Raw genomic sequence first — 23022 nt, forward strand, 5'->3', positions numbered from 1 at the left:
AGATCGAAGCCGCCCTCACCGCCCTGCCCGGCGTCACCGCCGCCTGCGCCACCCTCCGCGAAGACCAACCCGGCGACAAACGGCTCGTGGCCTACACAGTAGCGGCCGACGGTCACCCGCAAGCCACGGCGGCCGACTTGCATCGGGCCCTCGCCCAGGAGTTGCCGGAGCACATGGTGCCTTCGGCCTTCGTCACCCTCGACGCGCTGCCGGTCACCCCGAACGGCAAGGTCGACCGACCGGCCCTGCCCTCACCCGGCCTGCCCACCGGCCGTACCACCGGGCGCGCCCCGCGCACCGAGCGCGAGAAAATCCTGTGCGCGGTGTTCGCGGACACCCTCGGTGTCCCGGGCGTCCACCTCGATGACGACTTCTTCGCCCTCGGCGGGCACTCACTGCTCGCGGTGAAACTGGCTCAGCGCATCGAGGAGCGGGTCGGCGTGCGCCTGTCGCTGCGGGACATCTTCGCCGCACCGACGGTCAACGGCCTGCAACGCTTGCTGGACGGGCCGAGCAGCGACCGTGAGGGACACCGTGCCGCATCGAGCAGCGATCCGCAGAACGATATACGGCTGGCTCCGGACATCACGCGGACAGGCGGTGCGCCCGTCCATGCCCGCCCCGCTGCCCCGGCGGTGGAGCGCCGGCCGCTGCTGACCGGTGGCTCGGGGTTCCTCGGGGCGTTCCTGCTGCGCGACCTGCTCGAGTCGACGGGAGGACCGGTGGACTGCCTGGTCCGTGCCGCTGACGAGACCGATGGCGCACGTCGGCTGCGTGCCAATCTGGAACGGTACGGGCTGTGGAAGGAGCACTACGGTGATCTGATCCGGCCGCTGCCGGGCGACCTGTCGGCACCGGGTCTGGGGCTGACGGACGCTGAGCGCACGTCGCTCCGGCGCAGGGTCGGACAGGTCTACCACAATGGTGCTCGTGTCAACTTCGCCGCCCCCTATACCGAACTGCGCGGTGCCAACGTCGGGGGAACCGAGGAACTGCTGCGTATCGTGGCCGAGTCGGAGCCGAGCGGCATGCACTACGTCTCGACAACCGGCGTCTACGCTCCGTGGGTGACCGGACCGACGAGCATCACCGAAACGACCCCGGTGGGTCCGGTGCGGGATCTCCCGGACGGATACTCCCAAAGCAAATGCGTGGCCGAAGGCCTCGTGGAGATAGCGCGACGCCGGGGAATCCCGGTGACCGTCTACCGGCCGGCGCGGATTTCGGGGGACTCGCATACCGGCGCCTGCCAAGACCGGGATCTGCTCTGGCAATTCATCAAAGGATGCCTCCAGGCACAAGCATTCCCGGAGGGCTCCGACGAGTCGACCGGTTGGGTGCCGGTGGACTACGTCAGCGCATCCGTCGTCGCGCTCGCCGGCCATCGGACGCAACAGGACGCGTCGGACACGGGTAGGACCACCTTCCACCTCACCAACCCGGAGGCCCCGCGGCTCTCGCAGGTCTTCCGTGCGGCGGGCGCTCTGGGCTACGTGATGCAGCCCCTGCCACCTGAGCAGTGGCGCAAACGGATTACGACTCAGCCCGAAAACGCCGCGCAGCTTCTCCTCGGCGGGCACGGTCCGCAGAAGCCGGCCGTCGAGCCCCAGGCCGAGCCACAACGGTTTCCCCGCACACTCGATTCCTCGTTCACGAGCCGAGCAACGGCTGCGGCGGGAGTTCACGCTCCTGCGCTGACCGATGAGACCCTGCGGGTCTACCTGACCTACTTCATCCGCACTGGATTCCTGCCGACTCCAGGCGACGTCATCGGCCGGTGAGTCCTGAACGCCGGGATGGACAGCCCTTAGGAGGAGCATCATCCGGAACCCGCGCCTGCCAAGGCCCTCATAGGTGCAACGTGCCGTTGTCCAGGCAAGGTGTCCGACGAGGTCACACGATCAGGCGGCCGATGACCTGGGGATCCAGGCCGGTCAACCGGGCGATGCGTGGCGCGGCAATCCCCGCGGTGAGTGCCCGGTGGACGAGGGCCTCCCAGTCCTGGGTTGTCTCCCGGAACTCCAGCAATTCGCCTTCCATGTCCGTAACGGACTGGGGCGCGCACTCCTTCTGCACCCGCCACGCCTCTTCCTCGCTCAGCGGCACCGGCAGGCGCTCCGCCTCCTCAGGGATGAGCGCTTCCGCATCGGCGGGGAGGATCCGTACCTGCTCGGAGGTGACGGAGACGTCGTGGGCCTGCAGCCAGCCGTGCACGGCCGGTGTTTCCGCGCACTCCACCACGCCGACGGCGGCAAGGGCCGCGCCCAGCCGTGGTTGCCGGTCCGGGAGGAGGAACAGATAAGCGTCGTCGGCCATGCGCGGAATCGCCTTTTCGATCGGACATAAGCGGCGCACTGATGCTAGCGCCCCGTGCGCAACAACCACGCCTGCGTGCAACCGTCGTGGCGCCCAGGACAGAGCAGGCTGCTTCGGTCCAGGACTGAGACAGCCCGCCCCGCCACCCGTTCGCCGGGCTGACGGTGATGGAGCCGGCGGCACTCTCATGGGTGAGCGTGGCCACGTGGTGGGCGGGCAGGCGGACGCTCGGCGGTCAGTCACTCGATCGCATGTACGGCTCGTGAGCGCCGAAGGCTCGGCCAGGTGCGCTGTTGTGGACAGAGACCGGTTCCGCAGGGTAAGGGAGAGCAGAGACCGGTTGGAGTATCGTCGTGGCGTAGTCAGCCATGAGCAGGTCCCCAGCGGTGGCCGCGTAGTGCTTCAAAGGCGTGGCGTACCGCATCGAGGAGCTCATGGGGGCTGCAGTACGCAGGGGGCGCTCTGCAGCCGAAATCTGTCCACCGTACGCGACTGCTTTCTCGAATGACGTGTCCCGGGCTGGACGCGTCCGGGTCATGGAGCTGACAAGTCTGATTGGGAGCGTCACCGCATGGCCGTTCATCCCGCTGATTCCCCCCCGCGGTTCCAGGATGCGGCTGAGGTGGCACGCGAAGTGATCGAACTGCTTGACGTCTTGCTGGAACACGGACGGGACGCAGCGCCCACAGCCCCCGTGTCTTCCTCGCAACTGCGGGTCATGTACGTCCTGGATCGCGGTGAGGGAATCAATCTCCGCACGCTGAGCGAGGTGCTGGGTGCGACCCCCTCCTCGGCGAGCCGTCTCTGCGACCGCCTGCAGGCGGTCGGGTTCATACGGCGCGGATCGAACCCACTCAATCGCCGAGAGGTGGAGCTGAAGCTCACCAGTCGCGGCCGTTCGCATCTTTACAGCCTGCGCGCTCACCGTGAGGAGGCACTCCTGGCCACGGTAGCCAAGATGGAGCCGGGCGCACGCGGGGCACTGCTCGATGGCCTCGCGGGCTTCAGGAAGGCCGTCGACGACGAGACGGGGCTGACCCAGCCCCGGATGGATCAGCCGGGCACCGCACAGTCGGCCTGACCTGCCGGGGCTTCCGCCGACTCACTGTTCGCACTCCGCGGCACCCGCGAAGGGTGGCGTACATCAGGCGGCAGCTCTCTCCCGATACGGCGCCCATCTGATTAATACCGGCGGAATGGAAAGTGTCGTGGCGCCTGATCTCCGACCTGGATCGCCGAAACTGAGCGCATCCGTCCCGCTTACCCGGCGAGTGCCCGCTCACACGCGGGAGCCCTGCCGTTGTCGCCCGGCCCGGCGGGCCGCCTGTGGGATAGCTTTCGATTCGGGGGGTACACGCTAGTCCACTGCTGATCAGAGCGAACAGCAGCTCCGGAGCTCGCCCTCACCCGGCCGTGTTCCTGTTCGTTCGGGGTCGTTCCGCCCGACGGCGGGCACCCCGCCGACTGGCCCAGTTTCACTGAGTTGACAGGACTCGCTAGCATTTTCCGAACGACAACAATTTTCCGGGCTCAGTGGGAACTGTTCCAGCACGTCTGGTCCCGGCGGATCCGGCCCGCGGGCAGGGCCCGTAAGTGAAAGGCGTCCGAGTGGGTATCAGCGAGACCGTGATACGGGAGCGTGTGAGCAGCGCGTTGCATGACCTGGGTGACACGGTTGCCGACCGCTGGGTTCAGCTGCAGTTGCAGCAGAGCGAAATGGGCGAAAGCGTCAGTGAGGCGGAGCTGCGGGAAGAAGCGGACGCGTTGGTGACCGCGCTCGCTTCCAGCCTGGACAGCACGCTGCCCGTGGGGCGTGTCGTCACCGCGCACCCCGAGTTGAAGCAGGCGGTGACGGAGTTCTCGCTGCGCAGGGCCCGTGGTGGCTCCTCCCCCACGGCCACATCGCTGGCAGTCCTGGCGCTCAAAGAGGCGCTGCTGGAGTCCGTGCAGGACTCGGTGGAGAAGAGCGCGGAACTGTACGCGATCGCTCTGCTGGTCAACCGCGTCCTGGATGCCGCGGGCGCGCTGTCGTTCGAGACGTACGTCGAAGGCCGGGAAGAGATCATCCGCCGCCAGAGCCGGCAGTTGCTCGAACTGTCCACCCCGGTGGTGCGCCTGTGGCATCACGTGCTCGCCGTCCCACTGATCGGGACCCTGGACACCACCCGTACACAAGTGGTCATGGAGAATCTGCTGCAGGCGATCCAGGACCACGAGGCGCTCGTCGCCATCATCGACATCACCGCGGTCCCCACCGTGGATACCGCAGTTGCTCAGCATCTGATGCAGACCGTCAACGCGGTGCGCCTCATGGGCGCGGACTGCGTCATCAGCGGCCTCCGGCCCCCCATCGCCATGACCATCGCACAGCTCGGGATCGACCTTTCCACCATCATCACCAAGGCCACCCTCGCCGACGCCCTGTCCGAGGCGATCAAGATCACCGGGAACGGCTCACCGCAGAGCGAAGCCGCGGTGACCCGATGAGTACTCCGATGGCAGGTGTGCCGATCCTGCGATTGGGGAGCGTGCTGGTGACCGGGCTTCTCAACGAACTCGACGACAAAGCCGCCACGGCGTTCGCGGACGAACTGACCGAACGCATTGCCGCAGACGAAGCCCAGGGCGTCCTCATCGACATCTCCCGGCTCGAACTCATCGACTCCTTTGTCGCCCGCATGCTGATGGAACTGACGACCATGGCGCGGCTGCTGGGCGCACGGGTCATCGTGGCGGGCATGCGACCTCCGGTAGCGATCACCCTTGTCGAGCTGGGCCTGCAACTGGCCGGGGTGGAAACCGCCCTGAACGCCGAACAGGGCATGGCCTCCCTGGGATGGAAGCAGAATTTGCAGCTCCCCGAAGAGGCACCCCGTGACGCTCTCCGCTGAGAACACCAGAACCCTGGCAGCTCGCCGGCCCGCTGAGGGCGATACGTGCGAGTCGTCCACCTTCCCGGTACGCACGGAAGAGGATCTGGTGACGACCCGCCATGCCGTGCGCGCTGCCACCCTCGCCGCCGGCTTCGGCATCGTGGATCAGACCCGAGTGGTCACCGCTGCCAGCGAGCTGGCCCGCAACGCCTACATCCACGGGGGTGGCGGCACCCTCACCGTCGAGCACCTTCACGGCTCCCGCGGCCGAGGACTACGGCTGACCATCAGCGATGAAGGCCCCGGTATCGCGGACGTCGAGAGCGCCCTCACCGACGGTTACACGACGGGAGCAGGGCTCGGTCACGGCCTGGGAGGTGCACGCCGTCTCATGCACGAGTTCGACGTCCACAGCGCACCAGGCAAGGGAACCACGGTGACAGCCACGCGATGGACGGTTCCGTGACACCGACGTCCACGGTATCGACGGTCCAGATCCGCATCGATCACCACAGTGCCGTTCACCTCGCGGCTGCTGCAGCTCGCACCCTCGCTCAACAGTGCGCCATGCCCGGGGCCATGCCGGAGCAGGCCGCGGTCCTTGCCTCGGAACTGGCCAGTAACCTCGACAAACACGCCAGCGACGGCAGTCTTTACCTCCAGCCCATCCTGCGCGGCGGCGGCCTGGAAATCCTCGCTGCCGACCACGGCCCCGGCATGCCCGATCTGCGCCGGGCGCTCACGGACGGCTATACGACCACGGCCACGCTAGGAGCGGGACTGGGAGCAGTCGACCGCATCGCGACGGATTTCACCATCCGCACCCAACTCGACACCGGCACCTGGGCGTGCGCCCGGCTCACCACACCCAGCACCCCACAGCCGAGCCAGGACATCGGCTCCCTGTGCCTGCCCGTCGAAACCGAACAGGACTGCGGTGATGCCTGCGCCGCCGCCGACACCGGGGGCGCCCGCACCGTCATCGTCGTCGACGGACTCGGACACGGCCCCCGGGCGGCCGAGGCCGCGCAAACAGCCCTGCGCGTCTTTCACCGGGCGCCCGACCACCCGCTGACAGACATCCTCACCACCATGCACCGTGCTCTACGCCGCACACGTGGCGCGGCCGTCGGCATGGTGCGGCTGCACCCGGAGCAGGCCGAATTCTGTGGCATCGGCAATATCCGCGCCGCAGTTCTCTCCCGCCACAGCGCCCACCACCGCCTCACCGGCCAGCCCGGCGTCGTCGGGCTGACCATGCCTGCCCCCCGGACGCACATAATCGCCCTGGAAACGGGTGCCACGACCGTTCTGCATTCCGACGGCATCGACGAGCGCTGGACACACTCACCCTCCCGCTTCCTGCTGGGTCTTCCGCCCAGCCTGCAGGCCCTGGCCCTGGCACACAGCTACCGGCGCACCCGTGACGACGCCGGCGTCCTCGTCGCCAAAGCCCCCGGAAATCCGTATGTCTGACACCTACAAGGAGCTGCCGCCGCTGCGCCGCGCCGTGCGACAACTCGCCGCAGCACACCACCTGTCCGCCGAACTCAGGGCACGCCTGGTGCTGTCCGTCAGCCTTCTCGCCGGCCACCACATGGAGGCCGGACGGGGCGTCACCCTCAGCACCTCCTACGAAGACGGCCCGCAAGAGGTGACGACCTCCCTCGCCGTCACCCTGCGCTGCTCCGGATCCCCCGCCGCCCTGTCGCTCCCGGACCTGCCGCTGCCCGCACAGGCCGCGTCCCACGACACCGCCGCCTGGCACATCCCCCTGACTGACCCAGCGCAACCTGCCGGCGCACCCGCCACCTGCCTCGACCGGGCGGGCCACCTGCCGGCAGCCATGACGGACGCCGACGCCATGGAAGAAGAGCTACGAGCCGCGCTCGCCCGGGCAGATTCGTTCGAGGCCGAACACCGACGCCTCAAACACGAACTCGCCGAAACCAACAGCGGGGTTCTCGCCCTGTACGTCCAGCTCGAGGAACGCGACGAGCAAATCCGCAAAGCCCACGGCCGGATCCTCCAGGAGCTCGAAGACGCCCTGCGCCCGCAACCGATCAAGGTCAGCGGCCTGGAACTCGCCGTGCACTATGAACCCGCCGACACCGGCGCGCCCACCGGCGGAGACCTCTACGACTGGTTCGCCCTGCCCGACGGCACGGTCCACATCACCGTTGTCGACGCCCTCGGACACGGCATCACCAGCACCCGCAGCGCCCTCAACGTCACCCACGCCGTACGCACACTCGCCCTGGAGGGCCACCCGCTGCAATCGATCGTCGCCCGCACCAACGAGATCCTCATGCCTCTGGACCGCGAGCTCATGGCCACGGTGCTCCTCGCACGGATCAACCCCTCGACAGGCGAGCTGCACCTGGCCAACGGAAGCCACCCGCCGGCCCTGCTCGTACGCACCGACCACACCTGCGAGTACCTCGAAGCACGCGGCCGAGGCATCGGTTACCCCCTGCCCGGGAGCGACGGGCTGCACCACGCCCGCCTGAACCCGGGCGACTTGCTCCTCCTGTACACCGACGGTCTCACCGAGAGCCGCCGGGACCCGCTGGAAGGCGAAGCCCGCCTCCGCACCTCCGCCGGGCGACATATCGACAAGCCGATAGCGGAGATCCCTGGAGCTATCGCAGACGACATGCTCAACGTCATACTCCACCCCGACGACACCCTGGCCCTCACTGCCCGCATCACGGCGGACGCGTCCAGGGAGGCGGGCAGCTCACCGAAGCAGTGCGCCGCGAACCGTACGCCGTAGCGCTGCTGGACGAAGGAGGGAGTCAGCGTCCGTTACACCGAGCGGTGACAGAGCGGAGCGCAGGTGGCGCCCCCATCCGTACTGCCGTTCGTCGATTGATGTGCAGTCGGCCGCCGTGCGGTGCCGGAAACCCCCCAGCAGCCCGGCGCCCGGGTGTGAGCGAAGGGGCCGCACGTCCACCCTGTCCCGCGTGCCGCGGCAGTGGTGAAGCGCGGACCGGGAAAATTGATTCTTTGTCCCTCGTTCGGTGCACCTGACAAACTCTGACGATTGAGGCGCCGGACACCGCGCCGTCGGAGGGGAGGATCGATCGACGTCGTACCGCCGGCTGCACCCCGCCCGCTGAATCAGGGGGCACCCGGGCTGTCAGCCCAATGCCACCGTGTGACCGAACCAGCGAAAGGACTCGATGAGGGTGTCGAACATGCCCGAGCCGCGCAACACCATCAACAACCCAGTGATTCCCGGCTTTTATCCCGACCCGAGCATCTGCCGGGCGGGCGCGGATTACTACCTCGCCTGCTCGAGTTTTGAATACTTCCCCGGCGTGCCCATCTTCCACAGCCGGGACCTGGTGCACTGGATCCAGATCGGCAACGTGTTGGACCGGCCGAGCCAATTGCGCCTGCCCCTCGGCACACCGTCGTCCGGCGGCATCTACGCGCCCACGCTGCGCCACCACGGCGGCCGGTTCTGGCTGATCGTCACGAATGTGAGCGACGGCGGCAACCTTCTGGTGACGGCCACCGACCCGGCCGGTCCGTGGTCCGATCCTGTCCAGCTGTCCGGGGTCAAGGGCATCGATCCGGATCTCGCCTGGGACGACGACGGCGCCTGCTGGTGCACCTGTGCCGGAGTCGAGCAGATCCGCATAGACCCCCACACCGGGGAGACGTTCGGTCCGCCGCGTCGGCTCTGGTCCGGCAGCCCGGACGCCAAAGCCCCGGAAGCTCCGCACCTGTACCACATCGGCGACTACTGGTACCTGCTCATTGCCGAGGGCGGCACCGAACGGTGTCACGGCGTCTCGATCGCCCGTGGCCGGACACCGGCCGGCCCGTTCGAGCCGTGCCCGGACAACCCGGTCCTGACCCACCGCGGCACCGACCTCCCCATCCAGAACACCGGCCACGCAGATCTGGTACAAGCTCCCGACGATTCGTGGTGGATGGTACTGCTCGGCGTGCGACCGGGCGGCGGCAGCCCTGGTTGGCACGTACTCGGCCGGGAAACTTTCCTTGTGCCGGTCGACTGGGTGGACGGCTGGCCGGTCGTCGGCGAGCTTTCAACCGTCATGCCCGCACCCCCGTGGCCGCTCCAGCCCCATGCCGTCCCGTCGGACAAGGACGACTTCGACATGGCTGAGTTGGCACCTCCCTGGATCTCGCTGCGGCACCGCTCCGCCGAGAAATGCACCACCAAGGAACGGCCCGGCTGGCTGACCCTGCACGCCCTTGGCGCATCACTCGACGACGGCGATGTCACGTTCGTCGGTCGGCGCCAGCAACATCTGTCCTGCCGGGCACGCGCTCTCATCGATCCGGCGGACGGACGCGGCGGCCTGGCCGTCCGCCTCGATGAGCAGCACCACTACGACATCGAGGCAGTGTCCGGGGAAATACGCGTAACCGCCCGCATCGGCCCGCTGAACACAGTCGTGGCGTCCCGGCGGGTGCCGGCCGACCCCGTGGTGCTCCGCATCGAGATGGAAGCCGTACGCACCGTGGACGATGCCCGAACCGGCCCGGACACCGTCTCCATCGGCATCGAGGAACCGGACGGCACCTTCACCGAACTCACGGCGCTCGACGGCCGTTACCTGTCCACCGAGGTTGCCGGTGGCTTCACTGGCCGGGTCATCGGCATGTTCGCCTCAGCCGGCTCCGTTCACTTCGACTGGTTCGACTACGAGCCACTCGATCGCTGAGCCCCGGCTGGAACACCGAAGAACGGCCGCTCCATCCGGGGCGGCCGACGGATCAGTTGAGGGGGAAGCGGCTGGGGCCGGCCGGTTCTGGTCGGCTGCCCAGGAGGCGACGACAGCCCGTCGTGTGCGGGTGAGCCGGGGGCGGCCGTCCGGACGGTCAGGTGTTGATCGGGGCCGGTGTCTGTGCGCCCGGCCTGTGCCCGGTTCGGCGCTACGCCACCGCCACACCGCGATCATGGAGACCGATGGACCTCACCGAATTTCCCCGCCAGTTCGCCAGGACCCGCCGCTTCGCTCTCGGCGTCCCCCAGCAGTTCACCGTCTCACCGGACGGCGAGCGGGTGCTGTTCGTACGCTCCGCTTCCGGCAACGAACCGCGCGAGCTGCTCTGGCTGCACGAGAACGGACAGGAGCGGTTGCTCGTCGACCCGCCGCCCTCCTCGGCGGGGGTGGCGCACGGCTACGCGACCGACCGGGCCGCGCGGCTGGCCGTCTACGCCATGGACGGCGCGCTGTGGACCGTGGCAACCGACGGCGGCGAGCCGCCCCGGCGGATCCCGGCGGCCGGCCCGGTCACCGCGCCGCGGCTCTCCCCGGACGGGGCACTGATCGCCTACGTCACCGATGGCGCCCTGCGGGTGGTACGGGCCGACGGGACGGGCGACCGGCTGCTCGCCGCCGCGGAGGAACCGGCGGTGACCTACGGTCTGCCCGATTACGCGGCGAGCGCATCCATCGGCAGATCACGCGGCTTCTGGTGGTCTCCGGACAGCGACGCGCTGCTCGTCGCCCGGGTCGACACCTCGATGGTGCGACGTCGGTACATCACGGATCCGGCCCACCCCGGTCTGCCACCCCGGTCGTTCCCCTATCCGGCCGCCGGCACCCCGAACGCCGAGACGTCGCTGCTCATCGTCACCGTCGAGGGAGCGCGAACTCCGGTACGCCTCCCGCGCGGCGCGCATCCCGAGCAGGCAGCAACGGGGGCGTGGCACGCTCCGGCCTTCGAGTACCTGGTGGCCGCGGACTGGCAGGGCCCGGTCCCGGTGGTCACCCTGCAGACCCGCGATCAGCGTACGGCCTGCGTATGGGCCGTCGACCCGGCCACCGGCGATGTGGAGCCGTTGTGCCGTCTGGCAGATCCGGCGTGGGTGGAGTTCCAGCCGGGCCTCCCGCTGCATTCGGACGCCGGGGTTGCGGTCGTCCCCTCGGTCCGGGCGGATACCCGGGGTATACGGGTCGGCGACACGGTCAGCCCGGACGGACTCCATGTCCGGGAAGTACTGGGCGCGGTCGGTGAGCGGGTCTTCTTCACCGCCAGTGAGGAGCCGACGGAGACTCACGTCTGGTCGTACGACCGGGAGAGCGGCTTCGTCAGGCTGACCGATGAACCCGGCGTCCACACCGCTGCCGCCGGCGGCCGCACGATCGTCATCGACAGCAGCACGGCGGACAGCCGGACGGTGACGGTGCGACGGGACGGCGAGCCGATCGGTCGGATCAGGGTTCTCGCCGAGGAACCGGTGGTCACCGCCGCCCCGGTCCATCTCGTACTCGGAGATCGCGCGCTGTGTTCCCGGCTCCATCTGCCGTCCTGGTACACCCCGTCGCAGACACCGGCAAGCGGTCGGCTGCCCGTACTGCTCAGTCCGTACGCCGGACCCGGGATGCAGGTCGTCACCCGGGCCCGGAGGTGGTACACCGCCGTGTGCCCGTGGTTCGCCGAACAGGGCTTTGCCGTACTGGCCACCGACGGCCGCGGCACGCCGGGGCGGGGTGTCGCCTGGCAGCAAGCCATCATCGGCGACCGGCTGGGCCCCGTCCTGGATGACCAGATCGACGCACTGCACGCTGCCGCCGAGCGGTACGACCTGGATCTCGGGCGGGTGGCTGTACGGGGTTGGTCGTTCAGCGGCTACCTTGCTGCGGGCGCCGTACTGCACCGGCCGGACGTCTTCCATGCGGCGGTCGCCGGGGCCCCGCCCACCGACCGACGGCTGTACGACACGTACTGGGAGGAACGCTTCCTCGGCCACCCGGACGTCCAGCCCGAGGGGTATGAACGTTCCTCGCTGCTTCCGCACGCACATCGGCTCAGCCGGCCACTGATGCTGGTGCACGGGCTGGCGGATGACAACGTGGCCCCGGCACACACCTTGCGGCTCTCCGCGGCGCTGCTCGCGGCCGGTCGGCCGCACCGCGTGCTGCCGCTGTCCGGGGTGGGGCACGCGGTCGCCGCCCGGGAGGGAGTGGCGGACAATCTGCTGCTCCTGGAACTCGATTTCCTCAAAAAGGCATTGGGCATGTGAACAACCCGCCGCTGCTTCCCGTACCCCTGCGGGAACCGGCCCGTCCGACGGCCGGCTGTCGAAGGGAAACCGGCATGACCGCAGCACAGGAACCCTCGCACGCTTTCGACCGCAGGACTGTGGTGGCGGCGGTGGGTGCGACCGGGATCGCCGCCGTGCTCACCGCGTGCGGAGGTTCGGACCAGGCGGGTGCCTCCGAGGCGGTGAAGCCGGCCGGTGGCGGCGGGGCCGCGGCCGGCGGCGGCGCCGCTCTCGCGAAGACCTCGGACATTCCGGAGGGCGGCGGAAAAATCTTCGCGGACCGGGGCGTTGTCGTCACCCAGCCGACCGCGGGCCAGTTCAAGGCGTTCTCGTCCAAGTGCACGCACCAGGGCTGCGCCGTGACGTCGATCGCGAACGGCGCGATCCACTGCCCCTGCCACGGCAGCCAGTTCGCCGTGGCGGACGGCAGCGTGAAACACTCGCCGGCCACCGAGCCGCTGCCGGCCGTGGCGATCAAGGTCACCGGGGACTCGATCACGCTCGCCTGAGTCGCTGAACGGCCCGGGCGGAGAGGGGGCTTCCCGGGGTTCGGTCAGCCGGTCAGCCGGTCAGCCGCCCCGGACGCCCGGCTGATGGGAGACTCCGGCGCCGGCCGTGAGCAGGGCATCCACCGCGGCCCTGATCGACGGTCTGCGGTCGGCGTCGGCGCGCCAGATCGCGTACACGTGGCGCCGCAGCGCGTCCCGGACGGGGACCACCCGTACTCCGTCGGGCACCGGACCTCGCCCCAACCTGGGGGCCACCCCGACGCCGAGACCCGCGGCGATCAGCGCCATCTGGGTGTGGTGTTCACCCGCCACATGCGAGATCCGGGGCTCGAAACCCTTACCGCCCAAGGTGAACATGAGCCATTCCCGGCAGAACTCGCCCTCCGGCCAGGTGATCCATTCGTCCTGAGCGAATTCCTCCAGATCCACCTCGGCGGAGCCGGCGAGCGGGTGATCGGCCGGAACCGCGATGTCGGCGATGTCGTCGAGCAGCGCTCGCTTCGCCATTCCCTCGGGCATCGGCAGGGGCTTGTTGTACCAGTCGAGCACCACGGCCAGATCGAGATCGCCGCGCACCACGCCGCGCACCCCGTCCTCGCCCTCCAACTCCTGGGAACAGACAGCGAGCTGAGGATGACCGACGCGGAGCGCGGCGAGTGCGACGGGGAAGAGGCCGCGGGCCGCGGTGGGGAAGGCGGAGATCCGCAGGTCGCCGACGACCCGTCCCCGCTGGGCCTCCAGATCGGCCTGGGCGACGGCCACCTGGGACAGGATCCGCGCGGCATGTTCGGCGAGCAGCCGTCCCGCGTCGGTGAGCCGCACCCCGCGGCCGTTCTTGGCGAGCAACGGCTGACCGGCCTCCCGTTCCAGCTTGGCCAGTTGCTGGGAGACGGCAGATGTGGTCACATGCAGACCGTCGGCGGCTCCGCTCACCGAGCCGTGCCGGGCCACCGCATCGAGGGTCCGCAGACGCTCCAAGTTCAACATGTAAGCAATACTAAGCGAACCGCTCCACACAATCTCGCTTGTGCTACGAGGTACGGTCGTCGCAGAGTGGTCCGCATGAGCACCACGCCCTCGCCCGCCACACCGCCCGTAAGCCTTCCCACGACTCCCGCGACGTCCACGGCTCGCCCTGTGACCACCGCCAAGTCCGGGCCGGTTCCCGCGCCGGCCGCCACCCCCACGCTCCGACGCGCGCTCAACTGGCGCACCCGTTTCGTGGCGCTCTCGCTCATCTGGGGCTTCAGCTTCCTGCTGATCAAGGTCGGCACCGACGGCTACGCACCGTTCCAGGTCACCTTCGGGCGGCTGTTCTTCGGCACCGCCGTGCTCGCCGGGGCGATCGCCGTCAAGCGGGAGCGCCTGCCACGCGGGGCGCGCACCTGGGGGCATCTGACGGTGGCGGCGCTGTTGCTCAACGCGGCGCCGTTCTCGCTCTTCGCCTACGCCGAGCAGACCATCCCCTCGACGCTCGCCGGGATCTGCAACGCGACCTCACCGCTGTGGGGCATGGCCCTGTCCCTCGTCGCGCTCTCCGAGGACCGGCCCACCCGGCGCCGGGTCGCGGGACTGGGCATCGGATTCCTCGGCGTGCTGACCGTCCTCGGTGTCTGGCAGGGCTTCTCGGGACTCGACTTGCGAGGCACGGCGATGGCCCTGCTCGCCTCGCTGTGCTATCCGGTCGGCTGGATCCACGTACGCCGCACGCTGGCCGGAACCGGGCACTCCAATGTCTCCATCATCGGGTCCCAGCTCTTCGTCGCCACCCTCGAACTTGCCCTGATCACCCCGCTGTTCACCAGCATGCCCACGTCGTTCCCGGTTCTGCCGCTGCTCGCGGTGGCCGCTCTGGGCGCCCTGGGGACCGGCCTTGCCGTACTGCTGCAGTACGGCCTGGTGACCGAGGTGGGCCCGACGACCGCGCAGATGGTCACCTACTTCATCCCGGTGATCGCCACTACCGCGGGTGTGGTCCTGCTGAACGAGCACCTCGGCTGGAACACTCCGGTCGGCGCTGTCGTCGTGCTCGCCGGTGCGGCGCTCACCCAGAGCCGGCCGAGGAGGCCCCGGCCGCGGGGCACCGCGGGTCAGTCGTAGCGTCTGCCCGGTGCGGGTGTCACCGCCGATGCGATCGCATCGGCGGCCGGGCCGATGTCATCCGGCGCCAGCGCCGACACGGTCACGCGGATAGCGGGGGGCGAGGCCGTCCGGAAGCGCGCGCCGGGGGCGACGGCCCATCCGGCGTGCAGCAGCCGGGAGACCGCTCCGGTCTCGTCGGGTACCGGCACCCAGACATTCATCCCGGTGCGGCCGTGGGCCTCGATGCCCCGCTCGCGCAGCGCCCCTACCAGTGCGTCCCTGCGCTGCCCGTATGACCGGCCGACACCGGCCGGTTCCGGCCCGTCCGAGGCCCAGAGGTGGACCACGGCCTGCTGGGTCACTCTGCTCACCCATCCGGGGCCAAGCCGCTGGCGGCCCCTTACCCGGTCCACGGTGGTCTCGTCCCCGGTCAGCACCGCGAGCCGCAGATCGGGACCGTACGCCTTGGACGTGGACCGGATGAACGCCCAGTGGCCGGCGACCACGGCCAGCGGGTGTGGCGGGAGGTCGACGATGCCGTGGCCGTGGTCGTCCTCGATGAGCAGCACATCGGGACGCGCCCGCAACACCTCGCGCAGGGCCTGGGCACGGGGCGCGCTCACCGCGGCGCCCGTCGGATTCTGCGCGCGGACCGTGATGACCAGCGCGCGGGCCCCGTCCTGGAGCGCCCGTGCCACCGCTTCCGGCAGTGGCCCCTCGTCGTCGAGCGCGACCGGCACCGCGCGCAGCCCCAGGGCGGGGATCAGGTCGAGCAGTGAACCCCACCCCGGATCCTCCACGGCGACGGCGTCGCCCGGTCTCAGGTGGGCGGCCAGCACCCGCTCGATCCCGTCGAGTGAGCCCGACAGCACGGCGACGGGGCCGGCCGGCACCCCGGCGGCGTCGAGGGAGGCCCGGGCGGACAGCGCCAGCTCCGGATCGACGGTGTCCTCGCCGTACAGCACGGGCCGCTCGTCGTACCTCGCCCCCGCTGCGGCGAAGGCGGGGCCGAGCTTCGGCAGCAGCGCCGGATCAGGATTCCCCGACGCGACGTCCCGGACGCCGGCCGGAACATCGCGCCGGATGACCTCGCGCGCGGTACTCGCGGGCCGCGCCCGCACCCGGCTGCCTCTGCGCCCCGCGGTCTCGATCACCCCGCGGTCCCGCAGCGTCCGGTAGGCGGCGGCCACGGTGTTCGGATTGACACCGAGCTCCTTCGCCAACTCCCGCAAGGGCGGCAACAGTTCACCGGGCTCCAGCGTGCCGGAGCCGATCGCGCGCTCCACGCTCGCGGCGATGTCCGTTGCACGGCGACCTTCGATCCCATATTCTCCTAGCACAAAAGACATTATGCACTAGTGCAATGGAGAGCGCAATGCCTGATACGGGAATGCCGGAGACCGCACCCTACGAACCCACCGTGCGTACCGTGCCGACCCGCTCGCGTGCCCGCGCGGCCTACGACCGCAAGCTGGTGCACTCGATACTCGACGAGGGGTACGTCTGCCATCTCGGCTTCGTCAGGGACGGCGCCCCGGTCGTGCTGCCGACGCTGTACGGACGGGTCGGCGAACGCCTGTACATCCACGGCTCGACGGGTTCACGTCCGCTACGGATGGCAGGTGAGCAGGATCCCGGCCTCGCCGTCTGTCTGACCGTCACCCACGTCGACGGTCTGGTGCTCGCCCGTTCCGCCTTCCATCACTCGATCAACTACCGCTCCGTGGTGGTCCACGGCACGGCGCGACAGGTCACCGAGCCGGCCGAACGGACCCTGGCGCTCGACTCGCTCGTCGACCATGTCGTGCCCGGCCGTTCCTACGACTCCCGGCCCGCCAACGAGAAGGAACTCGCGGCGACCGCCGTGCTCCGCCTCGACCTGGACGAGGTCTCGGCGAAGGTCCGCACCGGCGGCCCGAACGACGAGCCCGAGGATGCCGCGCTGCCGCACTGGACAGGTGTCGTCCCGCTGGTGCGCGGATACGGCACGCCGGTCGCCGCGGACGACCTCGACCCGGCCATCGCGCTGCCGGACTACCTCGCCGGATTCTGAGGGAGCTCTGAGCGCACACGATGCTGATCCATCCCTGGGACGCACCGCAGAACGACGCCGAGTGGCAGCGGTGGCTCGCCGTGCACGATTTCGGCCAACTGGTGGTCAACGGATTGGCCGGGCAGGCTCCTTACAGCCAGCCGCTGCACTTCGTGTACGACGCGGAGCGCGGTGAAGTCCTCACCCACCTCGCACGGCCCAACCCCGTCTGGCCGGCCGTCGAGGCGAACCCGCGGGTCCTGCTGAGCGTCGTCGACGACTACGTCCACGTCCCCGGCCCCTGGCAGGCGCCGGTGGGCACACCGCCGGAACACGGCGTGCCGACGAGTTTCTACGCGGCCGTCCAACTGCACTGCACCGCGCACCTCGTCGATGCTCCCGAGCAGAAGGCGGAGCTGCTCAACCGACAGGTGTCGCACTTCCAGCCGGAGGGCGGTTCGGCCGCCGCCGCGGTCGGTGAGGAGCCGTACGGGCGGATGCTGTCCGGGATCCGCGGGCTGCGCCTCGAAGTGACCGAGGTGCGGGCGAAGTTCAAGTACGGCAGCCACAAACCGGCCGATGTGCAGGACCGGACCGCGGCCGGCCTGGCCGGTCGCGGCGGCGTACGCGACGAAGCCGCGCACGCCCACCACCTGCGACGCCGGGCTCCTTCCGGTCAGGCCGGCACCGGCTGACGCCGCGCGAGGGCGGCCGCGCGTGCCTCGCCGTACGCCAGGCCGGCGACCGCGGTGAGCAGGCACAGCGTGCCCAGCACGACGGCCAGGGTGAGCCGCTCACCCAGCACCGTGACCGCGATGACGGCCGCGCTGACCGGTTCCAGCAGCATGATCACGGAAACCGTGGCGGACCTGACCATCGCGGCGCCCGCGAAGTACAGGCCGTAGGCGAGGGCGCTGGGCACCACGGCCACGTAGGCCAGCAGACCGATCACCCTGGCGAGTTCGGCGGTATGCGGGAGCAGGCCTTCGGCGAGAGCGAACGGCAGCAGACAGACGGTGCCGACACCGAACGACCAGGCCGTCGTCACCAGGGCGTCACCGCCGCCGGACCGGCCGGACCGCCGTGTCAGCAGGGTCATGGCGGCGTATCCGACCGCTGAGAGCAGCGCCCAGCCAACGCCGGCCGGGCGCACCGTGCCACCGCCGCTGCCGAGCACCAGCACCACAAGTCCGCCGAGCGCCCCGGCGACGGCGGTGATCCCGGCGGCCCCCAACCGCTCCCCGAGGATCTGTCGGGCGCCGACGGCGATGAGCACGGGCCCGGCGCCGAGGGTCACGACGGTGCCCACCGCCAGCCCGGTGTCCTGCACCGCTGCGAAGTAGGCGGCTTGGAAGACCGTGAACGCGAGCCCCATGGCCGCGATCCGCAGCACCGCGCGACCGCGTGGTCCTGCGGGCCGCGTCCGCGGACGTGCCCCGGCGCGCGGCCGACGCGTCGCCTGTACGGCGAGCAGCAGGACGAGGCCGCCGGCGCAGCGCCAGAAGGTGAGGGCCATCGGGCCGAGGTCGCTGGCCCGGTAGAGGAGCGAGGCGGCTGCCCCGGCCGTGCCCCAGGCAGCGCCAGCGATGACCAGATAGATGAGGCTTCGCCCGACGGACGGGCCGCCACCGGCGTTCGACGCGTACCTGACGCGGTGCGCGGGCGTCGAAGCATTCATGTACGTCTCCACGTGGAAGTGCGGGGATGGTGGTCGCTGAACTCCGCGCGCGGGCAGCGACGGACCGCTCGGGACATCCCGAGCCCGGTCTTCGTCAGTGGATGCGGCCGCCCGCGCTAGGCGACGGGAGGCGGCAGTACGGTCGAATGCATGGGAGTCACCCTAGGACGCGGTCCTGCCGAGGGACAACTCGGCCGGCTCGCCGCCGGCTCCCCCGGTCACCGGGCCCGATGGGGACTTCGGCGCCGAGGACTGCGCGATGAACGCGCCGAGCAGTACCACGGCTCCCCCGGCGATCTGCGGGGCCGAGAGGTGTTCGCCGAGCAACACCCAGGCGAGCACGGTCGCGATGACCGCCTCGAGGCAGGCGACCACCCCGGCCACCTGCGGCGAGAGCTTGCGCACCGAGACCACCCCGAAGACATAGGCGACGACCGTGGCGATGAGGACGATCCAGCCGAGCAGCAGCCAGCCGGGTACCTGGGTGCCGTTCATGTCCGCACGGCCCGCCAGCAGCGACCAGTCCATCCGCCAGGGACGGGCGACGGCGGTCAGGACAGCCGTGCCGACGAGGAGCCCGTACGCGATGACGCCTAGCGGATCGGCAGCGTCCGCGCCGTCGCTGCCCTGGTCGGACAGGACGAAGTAGCCGACCTGGCAACAGGCGGCGCCCAGCGCCAGCAGCAGCCCGACGACGTCGAAACTCAGCCCCGACCACACCTCGACAACACATGCGAGGCCCCCCACGGCGAGCACTACGCCGACGGCTGCCGCCCGGGTCACCGGCCTGCGCTGGACGAACCGGACCCAGCCGAGGACGAGAGCAGGCGCCAGGTATTCCACCAGCAGAGCGACCCCCACCGGGATACGGGAGAGTGCGGCGAAGTAACACGCCTGGACCCCGGCCACCGCGAGGAGCCCGAATCCGACGAGCAGAGCGGGCCTGCGCAGGACGAGATCGCGGTGCCGCCAGGCGACCGGCAGCATGACCAGAGCGGCCCCGGCCACCCGCAGCCACACCACGTGCAGCGGGTCGAGCCCGGCTTCGATCAGCGGCTTGGCCGCGACACCTGATCCACCGAACGCGAAGGCCGACACCAGGGCAAGTCCCAGGCCGACGCTCTTCCCCTGAGACACCTGCATCGGGCCATCATGTCAGCTGCCGGACAGTACCGTCACCTCTGATGCACCTGTTGACAGCCGTCCTCCTGACCGTCGTCCTCGTCGAGCCGTCGCGACAAGACTTCCAGGTCGATGCCCGCACGCTTCAGCACCTCGGCGGCACGACAGTCTCCGTCCTGCGCGAGCGCGGCAAGCAGGTCGGGCCCGCTCGCCTGCCCCTCACCCCGCGTATCCGCCCGAGCCAGCGCGCCGTCCATCGCGGCAACGGCGGCAGGAGACCAACCAGGGGTACCGGGGTCCGCCACCACGGGGACCGCTCCGGACTGCTCGACCGAGCTCTGCCAGCGCAGCCCGTAACCGATGCTGCGCTGCACGAGATAGCCCAGCACCTTGGCCACCTGCGCTTCCCCGGTGAAGGCGGTCCGTACGTCGGGGTCCGTCTCGATCACCGAGTGCAGGAGATGTGCGGTGTCGATCTGGCGGTCACCGTCGCGCAGCGCACGCCGGCGTGCGCCTGCCACGACCGTCGCCAGTCGTACGGACAGCCGGGTTTCGATTCCGGGGCGGGGCGCGGCGGCACCACCGTCCGGCCGCATGGGGTTGTGCACGGGTCCCACCCCATCAGCCGTTCGTAGCGGGAACATCCCCGGCGGGGAGCATTCGGATGTCCGGCAGAAGGTGGGCAGGTGCGCCCGGACCGTCCTCCTTACGGATGAGATGACGGGCTCACACCGACAGGACGCCGACATGCAGCGGCGCCGCACGCGTTTCCGTGCGGCGCCGCTGACACGCCGGCTGTCCGGCGCGGATGATCATGCCTCGTCGGCCAGGATCAGATAGAGCTTCTTCTTCGTCTCGCCGATCAGGGCGATCGCCTTCTGCCGCTGCTCCGGGGTGCCGGTCCGCCAGACCTGGCCGAATGCTTCCATCACACCGAAGCCCTCCTGCCGGATCTCGTTGATGGTGTCCCAGTCACCTCCACGCCCGGCCGCCTCCCAGGGGGCGTCCGGCCCCTCATCGGCCGCAGTGCGCCCGGATTCGGTGAGCGTGAACAGTTTCTTGCCGCCCTCGCTCGCGCTGGTGATCAGACCTTCGTCCTCGAGCAATTGCAGCGTCGGATAGACCGAGCCGGGGCTCGGTCGCCAGGCCCCTCCGCTGCGCTCGCCGATCTCCTGAATCATCTCGTAGCCGTGCATGGGCCGGTCCTTGAGCAGAGCCAGGATCGAGGCGCGGACGTCACCGCGGCGCGCCCTCCCCCTGGGGCCGCCCCGGCCGCCACGCCCCCCGAAGGGTCCACCGAACGGCGGTCCGAACGGACCGAAGGCGCCACGCCGTCCCTCGAAGTCGCCCCGACCGCGATGGCCGGGACCGTCGTTTCCATGTCCATGGGAACGCATCGCTCTCACTTCCTTCCATCGTTGATCTGTCGCGATGCGTCAACGATATATCGCTAGCTTTCGTTTGACAACACCTCTGCGGACAGACGGGTCCAACTCCAGCCGATTGGCCGTGGCCTGTGGCTTTCCGCCGCGCCTACGGTCATGACATGCGGATTCGAATCGTTGACGCCTTCACCGACCGTCCCTTCGCCGGAAATCCGGCCGGGGTCCTGCTGCTCGACTCCTTCCCCGACGACGCATGGCTGCAGAACGTGGCAACGGAGGTCAACCTCTCCGAAACGGCCTTCGCCCACCCGCTCGCTGCGGGCGGAGCAGCCGACTGGGCACTGCGCTGGTTCACCCCGGCCACCGAGGTCGACATGTGCGGCCACGCCACCCTGGCCACCGCCCACGTCCTGAACACCACGGGGGCCTCCGGCGGCACCGTGCGCTTCGCGGCCCGCTGCGGGCTCCTCGCAGCCACCGCACAGGAGAACGGCGCCATCACTCTCGACTTCCCGACGTCGCCACTCACCTCCGCGATGGTCCCCGACGGTCTGCCCGCTGCACTCGGTGCCAAGGTCCTCGCCGTCCGTGAAACGGGACCCCAGGTCGGTGATCTGCTGGTCGAAGTCGCAGACGAGAAGACGGTGCGTGCGCTGTCGCCGGACTTCGCCGCGCTGACCGCGCACTCCCGGCGCGGCGTCATCGTGACCGCCGCAGCGGCGGACCCCGGATGCGGCTACGACTACGTGTCGCGCTGCTTCTTCCCGGGCGTCGGTATCAACGAGGACCCGGTGACCGGCAGCGCCCACACGGCGCTTGCCCCCTTCTGGTCGGCCCGACTGGGCCGTGAGGACCTCATCGGTCTGCAGGCCTCGGCCCGCTCCGGCGTTGTCAGGACCGCGCTGCGCGGCGAGCGCACTCTGCTCACCGGCTCCGCGGTCACCGTCATCGACGGCGAGTTGCACGTCTGACGGCGGACCGGGACTCGTGCCTTACGGCCCCCCGGGGTACGCCAGTTCGGCACCCCGGGGGGCTGCCGGCAGGCCGGCGTACCGCTCAGGCGGTGGGGAGCCAGCCCACCTTCCCGGCCAGCAGGACATACCCGACGAAGGCTCCTATGTCGAGCAGCGAGTGAGCCACGACCAGCGGACCGACCCGGCCCCACCGGCGGTAGAGCAGGACGAACACCACGCCCATGACCAGGTTGCCGAGGAAACCGCCGACCCCCTGGTAGAGGTGGTAGGAGCCGCGCAGCACCGCGCTCGCGAGCAGCGCCGCCATCGGCGTCCAGCCGAACTGCCCCAGTCTGCGCAGCAGGTACCCGACCACGATCACCTCCTCGAGTACGGCGTTCTGCACCGCGGAGAGGATCAGCACCGGGATCCGCCACCACACGTCGGGCAGCGATTCCGGCACCACGGTCAGGTTGAACCCCGATGCTCTGGCCGCCAGATAGAACGCGAGCCCGGCGCTGCCGATACCGGCCGCGATCAACGCCCCCCGCGCGAGGTCCGGCCACCGCCGTGTCAGGTCGAACCCGATCGCCCGCAGACCCGCGCCCTCCCGCAGCAGCAGATGCACCACCAGGGCGACGGGCACCAGCGCCGTCGCGATGCCGAAGAGCTGCCAGGCGAGATCCAGCCATGGGCGGCCCGGCGCGTACGACCCGTTGAGGGTGGCGGCCTGATGCTTGAGGCCGCCCGGTTTGGTCAGCGCTCCGACAAAGCTGATCAGCGCCGACACGCCACTGGCGCCGAGCGAGAGGGCGAGCACCAGCACCGTCTCGGACCGCAGGAACCGCTGCGAGACCTCCCCGGTGGGAAGAGAACCAGCCACTCGCCCCGCATCCGCCTGCACGCCTGCCTCCAGTTGGCCATCGGCCCGTCACGCCTCGTCCCCATCACCGTGCTGCCAGGGTCTCAGGCTTCGAGGCAGAGAAGGTCACCGCCCGGGAGAACCAGCTTGCCCGATGCCCGCACGGCGTGCCGCCGA

General features: G+C 69.9%; 22 protein-coding genes. 14 read left to right on the forward strand and 8 right to left on the reverse strand.

All coding sequences use genetic code 11. The features are described 5' to 3' along the window. Positions 1–1781, forward strand: a 1781-nt coding sequence (locus AB0M87_RS31840) for a thioester reductase domain-containing protein (protein ID WP_365859175.1), incomplete at its 5' end; no start/stop codon positions are given. 112 nt (positions 1782–1893) lie between these two features. Here AB0M87_RS31840 and AB0M87_RS31845 read toward each other — a convergent pair. Beyond that, positions 1894–2316, reverse strand: coding sequence for a DUF6003 family protein (locus tag AB0M87_RS31845; protein WP_365859177.1), 423 nt, complete (start codon positions 2314–2316; stop codon positions 1894–1896). A gap of 571 nt (positions 2317–2887) precedes the next feature. Between AB0M87_RS31845 and AB0M87_RS31850 the strand changes: the two genes are divergently transcribed. From AB0M87_RS31850 to AB0M87_RS31890, 9 genes are all read left to right on the forward strand, one after another. Next, positions 2888–3397, forward strand: a complete 510-nt coding sequence (locus AB0M87_RS31850; RefSeq protein ID WP_365859179.1) for a MarR family transcriptional regulator — start codon at positions 2888–2890, stop codon at positions 3395–3397. 560 nt (positions 3398–3957) lie between these two features. After that, positions 3958–4803 carry an STAS domain-containing protein gene (locus AB0M87_RS31855; RefSeq protein ID WP_365859181.1) on the forward strand — a complete coding sequence of 282 codons (846 nt, stop codon included), beginning with the start codon at positions 3958–3960 and terminating at the stop codon, positions 4801–4803. After that, positions 4800–5207 carry an STAS domain-containing protein gene (locus AB0M87_RS31860; protein WP_365859183.1) on the forward strand — a complete coding sequence of 136 codons (408 nt, stop codon included), beginning with the start codon at positions 4800–4802 and terminating at the stop codon, positions 5205–5207. Before AB0M87_RS31855 ends, AB0M87_RS31860 begins: the two co-directional genes overlap by 4 nt. Positions 5208–5220: 13 nt before the next feature. Next, positions 5221–5655: an anti-sigma regulatory factor gene (locus AB0M87_RS31865; protein ID WP_365859243.1), complete on the forward strand. Its 435-nt coding sequence runs from the start codon at positions 5221–5223 to the stop codon at positions 5653–5655. Continuing rightward, positions 5652–6665 (forward strand): SpoIIE family protein phosphatase, encoded by a 1014-nt coding sequence (locus tag AB0M87_RS31870; protein ID WP_365859185.1) that lies wholly within the window; start codon positions 5652–5654, stop codon positions 6663–6665. Before AB0M87_RS31865 ends, AB0M87_RS31870 begins: the two co-directional genes overlap by 4 nt. Beyond that, positions 6658–7965: a PP2C family protein-serine/threonine phosphatase gene (locus AB0M87_RS31875; protein WP_365859187.1), complete on the forward strand. Its 1308-nt coding sequence runs from the start codon at positions 6658–6660 to the stop codon at positions 7963–7965. Before AB0M87_RS31870 ends, AB0M87_RS31875 begins: the two co-directional genes overlap by 8 nt. 424 nt (positions 7966–8389) lie before the next feature. Continuing rightward, positions 8390–9892, forward strand: coding sequence for a glycoside hydrolase family 43 protein (locus AB0M87_RS31880; protein ID WP_365859189.1), 1503 nt, complete (start codon positions 8390–8392; stop codon positions 9890–9892). Between the two features lie 245 nt (positions 9893–10137). Then, a complete protein-coding gene (locus AB0M87_RS31885; protein ID WP_365859191.1) occupies positions 10138–12201 on the forward strand; it encodes a prolyl oligopeptidase family serine peptidase in 2064 nt (687 codons plus the stop codon). Positions 12202–12275: 74 nt separating this feature from the next. After that, positions 12276–12731 carry a Rieske (2Fe-2S) protein gene (locus AB0M87_RS31890; RefSeq protein ID WP_365859193.1) on the forward strand — a complete coding sequence of 152 codons (456 nt, stop codon included), beginning with the start codon at positions 12276–12278 and terminating at the stop codon, positions 12729–12731. A 60-nt stretch (positions 12732–12791) separates the two neighbouring features. Here AB0M87_RS31890 and AB0M87_RS31895 read toward each other — a convergent pair whose 3' ends face one another. After that, entirely contained in the window at positions 12792–13718 is a 927-nt protein-coding gene (locus tag AB0M87_RS31895; protein WP_365859195.1) for a LysR family transcriptional regulator, read from the reverse strand. Positions 13719–13793: 75 nt separating this feature from the next. On the opposite strand from AB0M87_RS31895, the gene AB0M87_RS31900 reads away from it, so the two are divergent. Then, positions 13794–14831 (forward strand): DMT family transporter, encoded by a 1038-nt coding sequence (locus AB0M87_RS31900; RefSeq protein WP_365859197.1) that lies wholly within the window; start codon positions 13794–13796, stop codon positions 14829–14831. Here the strand turns inward: AB0M87_RS31900 and AB0M87_RS31905 are convergent. Beyond that, complete coding sequence (locus AB0M87_RS31905) at positions 14822–16153, reverse strand: aminotransferase class I/II-fold pyridoxal phosphate-dependent enzyme (RefSeq protein WP_365859199.1); 1332 nt, start codon at positions 16151–16153, stop codon at positions 14822–14824. The genes AB0M87_RS31900 and AB0M87_RS31905 overlap by 10 nt on opposite strands. Positions 16154–16188: 35 nt before the next feature. Here AB0M87_RS31905 and AB0M87_RS31910 point away from each other — a divergent pair, with 35 nt between their 5' ends. Together AB0M87_RS31910 and AB0M87_RS31915 are read left to right on the forward strand one after the other, a co-directional pair. Beyond that, on the forward strand, positions 16189–16866 hold the full coding sequence (locus AB0M87_RS31910) for a pyridoxamine 5'-phosphate oxidase family protein (protein ID WP_365859201.1): 678 nt from the start codon (positions 16189–16191) through the stop codon (positions 16864–16866). A 20-nt stretch (positions 16867–16886) separates the two neighbouring features. Continuing rightward, a complete protein-coding gene (locus tag AB0M87_RS31915; protein WP_365859203.1) occupies positions 16887–17540 on the forward strand; it encodes an FMN-binding negative transcriptional regulator in 654 nt (217 codons plus the stop codon). Here AB0M87_RS31915 and AB0M87_RS31920 read toward each other — a convergent pair. The 4 genes from AB0M87_RS31920 to AB0M87_RS31935 all read right to left on the reverse strand — a co-directional run bounded on the left by AB0M87_RS31920 (position 17522) and on the right by AB0M87_RS31935 (position 21042). Beyond that, on the reverse strand, positions 17522–18523 hold the full coding sequence (locus AB0M87_RS31920) for an EamA family transporter (protein WP_365859205.1): 1002 nt from the start codon (positions 18521–18523) through the stop codon (positions 17522–17524). The genes AB0M87_RS31915 and AB0M87_RS31920 overlap by 19 nt on opposite strands. A 162-nt stretch (positions 18524–18685) precedes the next feature. Continuing rightward, positions 18686–19666, reverse strand: coding sequence for an EamA family transporter (locus AB0M87_RS31925; protein WP_365859207.1), 981 nt, complete (start codon positions 19664–19666; stop codon positions 18686–18688). Positions 19667–19698: 32 nt separating this feature from the next. Further along, entirely contained in the window at positions 19699–20241 is a 543-nt protein-coding gene (locus tag AB0M87_RS31930) for a Clp protease N-terminal domain-containing protein (protein ID WP_365859245.1), read from the reverse strand. Between the two features lie 216 nt (positions 20242–20457). After that, complete coding sequence (locus AB0M87_RS31935) at positions 20458–21042, reverse strand: PadR family transcriptional regulator (protein ID WP_365859209.1); 585 nt, start codon at positions 21040–21042, stop codon at positions 20458–20460. A 149-nt stretch (positions 21043–21191) separates the two neighbouring features. Between AB0M87_RS31935 and AB0M87_RS31940 the strand changes: the two genes are divergently transcribed. Continuing rightward, positions 21192–22001, forward strand: coding sequence for a PhzF family phenazine biosynthesis protein (locus AB0M87_RS31940; RefSeq protein ID WP_365859211.1), 810 nt, complete (start codon positions 21192–21194; stop codon positions 21999–22001). Positions 22002–22086: 85 nt separating this feature from the next. Here AB0M87_RS31940 and AB0M87_RS31945 read toward each other — a convergent pair whose 3' ends face one another. Continuing rightward, positions 22087–22887, reverse strand: coding sequence for a CPBP family intramembrane glutamic endopeptidase (locus AB0M87_RS31945; RefSeq protein ID WP_365859213.1), 801 nt, complete (start codon positions 22885–22887; stop codon positions 22087–22089). Positions 22888–23022: the final 135 nt, after the last annotated feature.

The organism is Streptomyces sp. NPDC051320 (assembly GCF_040682175.1).
In the GTDB taxonomy this organism is placed as follows: Bacteria; Actinomycetota; Actinomycetes; order Streptomycetales; family Streptomycetaceae; genus Streptomyces.

Bases quoted from the DNA above. Each gene is read 5' to 3' on its own strand.
- AB0M87_RS31845 (WP_365859177.1), bottom strand. From the start codon at position 2,316: ATGGCCGACGACGCTTATCTGTTCCTCCTCCCGGACCGGCAACCACGG.
- AB0M87_RS31850 (WP_365859179.1), top strand. From the start codon at position 2,888: ATGGCCGTTCATCCCGCTGATTCCCCCCCGCGGTTCCAGGATGCGGCT.
- AB0M87_RS31860 (WP_365859183.1), top strand. From the start codon at position 4,800: ATGAGTACTCCGATGGCAGGTGTGCCGATCCTGCGATTGGGGAGCGTG.
- AB0M87_RS31875 (WP_365859187.1), top strand. From the start codon at position 6,658: ATGTCTGACACCTACAAGGAGCTGCCGCCGCTGCGCCGCGCCGTGCGA.
- AB0M87_RS31880 (WP_365859189.1), top strand. From the start codon at position 8,390: ATGCCCGAGCCGCGCAACACCATCAACAACCCAGTGATTCCCGGCTTT.
- AB0M87_RS31885 (WP_365859191.1), top strand. From the start codon at position 10,138: ATGGACCTCACCGAATTTCCCCGCCAGTTCGCCAGGACCCGCCGCTTC.
- AB0M87_RS31890 (WP_365859193.1), top strand. From the start codon at position 12,276: ATGACCGCAGCACAGGAACCCTCGCACGCTTTCGACCGCAGGACTGTG.
- AB0M87_RS31895 (WP_365859195.1), bottom strand. From the start codon at position 13,718: ATGTTGAACTTGGAGCGTCTGCGGACCCTCGATGCGGTGGCCCGGCAC.
- AB0M87_RS31900 (WP_365859197.1), top strand. From the start codon at position 13,794: ATGAGCACCACGCCCTCGCCCGCCACACCGCCCGTAAGCCTTCCCACG.
- AB0M87_RS31910 (WP_365859201.1), top strand. From the start codon at position 16,189: ATGCCTGATACGGGAATGCCGGAGACCGCACCCTACGAACCCACCGTG.
- AB0M87_RS31915 (WP_365859203.1), top strand. From the start codon at position 16,887: ATGCTGATCCATCCCTGGGACGCACCGCAGAACGACGCCGAGTGGCAG.
- AB0M87_RS31920 (WP_365859205.1), bottom strand. From the start codon at position 18,523: ATGAATGCTTCGACGCCCGCGCACCGCGTCAGGTACGCGTCGAACGCC.
- AB0M87_RS31925 (WP_365859207.1), bottom strand. From the start codon at position 19,666: ATGCAGGTGTCTCAGGGGAAGAGCGTCGGCCTGGGACTTGCCCTGGTG.
- AB0M87_RS31930 (WP_365859245.1), bottom strand. From the start codon at position 20,241: ATGCGGCCGGACGGTGGTGCCGCCGCGCCCCGCCCCGGAATCGAAACC.
- AB0M87_RS31935 (WP_365859209.1), bottom strand. From the start codon at position 21,042: ATGCGTTCCCATGGACATGGAAACGACGGTCCCGGCCATCGCGGTCGG.
- AB0M87_RS31940 (WP_365859211.1), top strand. From the start codon at position 21,192: ATGCGGATTCGAATCGTTGACGCCTTCACCGACCGTCCCTTCGCCGGA.